Here is a 3,963-nt window from a genome sequence, read left to right on the forward strand (position 1 = left end):
TCACCAGCACTCCCTCACCAGCACTCCCTCACCAGCACTCCCTCACCAGCACTCCCTCACCAGCACTCCCTCACCAGCACTCCCTCACCAGTACTCCCTCACCAGTTCTCCCTCAGCACGCCGGCATCCGCAAGGATGCCCGCTCCATAGGCATCGGTCGAGGCACGAACTGCCGATGACCGATGTATAGCCAGTCGCAATATGTCTCGACCCCTTGTGGGTCGCCGGGATGTGGTTGCTTGCTCGGCGACCCGCAAGGGGTCGTGGGGGAGGGGGTGGGGCGCTACACATCGGTCACCGCTTCGCGGATGACCGATGCCTATGGAGCGAGCACCCCTGTCGGGGTGCACCGCCGGATGGGATGCTGGGAAATCGTCGTCTGGTGGCACCCCTCCGGGGTGCACTGCCGCAAGGCGAGGAGAGGACTCTGTCGGACAAGTCGGACGATCGATGGCTGGAGGCACCCCTGTGCATCCGACCGAGTGTCGTCACTCGACCGAGCGGTCGTGGAAGAGGAGCCAGAAGAGGATCCCGGCGACGAGCGCGTAGCCGGCGAAGATAAACCAGCTCTCCGGGAAGCCGACCCGGTCAACCACAAAGCCCGCCGCATAGGCACCGATCGTGGAGCCGAGCCCATTCGTCATCATCAGGAAGACGCCCTGAGCCGATGAGCGCAGCGCCGGCGAGGTCTGCTTGTCCACATAGAGCGAGCCGCTGATATTGAAGAAGTCAAAGGCGACCCCGTAGATGATCATCGAGAAGATAAGGAGAGCCACCCCGTCGCCGGGATTGCCCCAGCCGAGGAAGGCGAAGCGCAGCACCCACGCCATGAAGCTGATCATCATCACCGCCTTGATGCCAAAGCGCTTGAGGAAGAAGGGGATCATCAGGATGCAGAGCGCCTCGGAGATCTGCGAGAGGGAGATCAGCGTGCCGGAGTGCTCCACGCCGAAGGTGCCGGCGTAGGCGGGGTCCTCACCGAAGCCGGTGATGTAGACGTTGGCAAAGGCGTTGGTGATCTGGAGGCAGATGCCGAGGAGCACGGAGAAGAGGAAGAAGATCGCCATGTCGTGTCGCTTGAAGAGACGGAAGGCCTCCAGCCCCAGCTTCTCCAGCACTCCCTCGTCCCCGGTCCGCGGCTTACGGATGATCCGGCTCGAGGGGAAGACAAACATCCATGCCGCGAGGGCAAAGGAGAGTCCGGCGGAGATGTAGAGCTGTGTCGCAGAGGTCTTGAAGCCGAGGTTATCCACCACCAGCATCGCGCAGATGAAGCCCACGGTGCCGAAGACGCGGATCGGGGGGAAGTGCTTCACGGTGTCGAGCCCCGCACGGTTAAGTGCCGAGTAGGCGGTGGCATTGGTGAGCCCCAGGGTCGGCATGTAGAAGCAGACGCTCAGCAGGATCAGCGTGTAGAGGGAGGTGAAGTCAGTCACCTGAGCGGCGGCGATCATCAGCCCTCCGGCGATGAGGTGACAGATCGAGGTGAGCCGCTCGTCGGGGATCCACTTATCGGCGACGATGCCCATCAGTGTCGGCATAAAGATCGAGGCGATGCCCATGGTGGCAAAGAAGGCTCCGATCTGCCCGCCGGTGAAGTCGAGCGTCCCGAGGTAGACGCCGAGGGAGATCAGCCAAGCTCCCCAGACGGCGTACTCCAGGAAGTTCATCACGATCAGTTTGCCCTTAAGCGTAGAGGTAGATTGCATATAGTCGTTATTGTATTATGGATACGAAATTGTCAGTGCGACACCATTTCTGATCAGTCCCGGAAGGCGGGATCCACCTTGACGGAGGTGTACTCGGACTTAAGGGCGGCGAGGGTCTTCTCCGACACCGGCACGAGAGGCAGTCGGAGGACGTTGGGCGCCAGCCCCATCAGGCTGAGGAGCGCCTTGGCTCCGGAGGGGTTGCCGTCCACGAAGAGGAGGCGGAAGGTCTCCTTGAGGAGCCGGTGGGTGTGGAGAGCCTCCTTGTCCTTCCCCTCAGCGAGCAGGTGAACCATCTCGGCAAAGGTGGCGGGGTAGGCGTTGCCGATCACGGAGATCACGCCATCGATGCCCATAGTCATCAGGGGGAAGGTGATGGTGTCGTCACCCGAGAGGACAAAGAAGTCCTCTGGTGCGCGATGCCGGACGAGATCGATCTGCCCGACGATGCCGCTCGCCTCCTTAATGCCGATGATGGCGGGGCAGTCGTTGGCAAGGCGGATGGTGGTCTCAGGGAGCATATTCACCCCGGTGCGCGAGGGGACGTTGTAGATGATGATCGGGATGGGCGACGCCTCGGCGATGGTGCGGAAGTGGCGGTAGAGCCCCTCCTGGGAGGGCTTATTGTAGAAGGGGCAGACCACCAGGGCGGCATCGATGCCGGTGAGGTCCATCGTGGTGAGGCGGGTGATCACCTTGAGGGTGCTATTGGAGGAGACGCCGACGACGAGCGGCAGGCGGTCCTGATTCTCCTCCACGAAGGTCCGGATGACCCGGTCCTGCTCCTCCTCCGTGAGCGTAGGGGTCTCGGCAGAGGTGCCGAGGGCGACAAGGAAGTCCGCCTTGCCCTCGATCTGGCGGCGGATCAGCGTGCGGAGGCGGTCGTAGTCAACGCTCTTCGTTTCGTCATCGGTGAAGGGCGTCACCATCGCCGTCCCGAGTCCGCGGAGGTATAGGATCCTTTTGGTAAGCATAGCTATCGTACTCTATGGATTTCGTATAGACAAATGTAAGAGAAATATTCCTCTTCGTAGACCCACCCTGCCCGGCTCGGTGGGTGAAGAGCAGGATAGGGAACAGATACAGGGCAAAGGCACCCCTCCTCTCAAGGGTTGAGCTTCTCAAGACATCTCATTGGCGCAGTGCCCTCTTATAAGGCTATTGGCCTTTGGTAAAGTGTCTCATCGACAGGTGTCAGACTGCCCATAGGTGGGATCAGCGGATGCGCTGGCGGATCTGGGCGGCGTAGCCGGTCAGCCCCTGCCGACCGCTGAGGTGGGTGAGGGCTTCGGCGTAGGCGCTCTTGGCATCATCGAGCTTGCTGCCGACCCGGCGGAAGTCTTCCATCATATTATCCACCTGACGGAGCATCTTGTTCGCCAGCTCCATCACCTCGGCGATGTTCTCCTCCTGCCGGTGATTGATCCACGCTTCGCTGATGATCCTGAGGAAGAGCATCAGCGACTCCGGTGTGACGATGAAGACCCTACTTGCGAGAGCCTTGTCCCTAAGGTCACTGCTCGAGAGCAGCTGCAGAACGGCAGGCATGGGGACAAACATGAGGGTGTAGGGGAAAGTGCTCCGCCCCTCGAGCGACAGTTCGTGGTAGCGCGCCTTGGCAAGCTCGCTCACATGCGCCCTTAGGTCTCGCTCCATATCAGCAAGAGCCGTCTGTCGTCCCTCCTCATCGCCCGCATCGTGATAGCGCAGGAAAGCCCGCAGCGACACCTTGGCATCGACCATCACGTCCCGCCCGTCGGGGAAGTGGAGGACAAAGTCAGGGCGCAGCACCTGACTGCCCCGCCGCAGCACCACCTGAGCATCGTACTCCGTCCCTCGGATAAAGCCCTCCCGCTGCAGGATCTGCTCCAGCCGCTTCTCGCCCCAGTCGCCCTGCACCTTGCCGCTCGTCGACATCGCCCGGGCGAGGCGGTCGGCCTTGTCGCCGACGGCAGTGGTCTGCTCGATCAGCATCCGGATCTGCCGGTCGAGCTCACCGGAGCGGCGGGCATTGGTCTCACCGGTAGACTTCAGAGCAAGGTCCATCTTGTCGATGCTCGCCCGCAGCGGTGCCAGCACCAGGTCCAGCTCCTGTTTATTTGCGGAGGAGAGTTCTTCCGCCCGCCTCTTCGTGATCACCTCCGAGAGCGCCTCGAAGCGCTCCGTCATCCGATCGAGCTGACGATCGAAGAGTCCCTCCTGCTCCTCCCTCTTCCTCTGCTCGCTCTCGAGGGTCGCCTCCGTGCGGGCAGCG

3 protein-coding genes are annotated in these 3,963 nt (G+C 61.9%); all 3 read right to left on the minus strand.

The genetic code is table 11. The features are described 5' to 3' along the window. Positions 1 to 488: 488 nt before the first annotated feature. Positions 489 to 1,709, minus strand: coding sequence for an MFS transporter (locus Q0F21_RS06090; RefSeq protein WP_288966724.1), 1,221 nt, complete (start codon positions 1,707 to 1,709; stop codon positions 489 to 491). A gap of 53 nt (positions 1,710 to 1,762) precedes the next feature. Further along, positions 1,763 to 2,683, minus strand: coding sequence for a 4-hydroxy-tetrahydrodipicolinate synthase (gene dapA / locus Q0F21_RS06095; protein ID WP_297238324.1), 921 nt, complete (start codon positions 2,681 to 2,683; stop codon positions 1,763 to 1,765). Between the two features lie 241 nt (positions 2,684 to 2,924). Beyond that, positions 2,925 to 3,963: DNA recombination protein RmuC (locus Q0F21_RS06100; RefSeq protein ID WP_297238326.1), on the minus strand; the 1,039-nt coding region annotated here is incomplete at its 5' end.

The organism is uncultured Porphyromonas sp., from assembly GCF_934359325.1.
Lineage (GTDB): Bacteria > Bacteroidota > Bacteroidia > Bacteroidales > Porphyromonadaceae > Porphyromonas_A.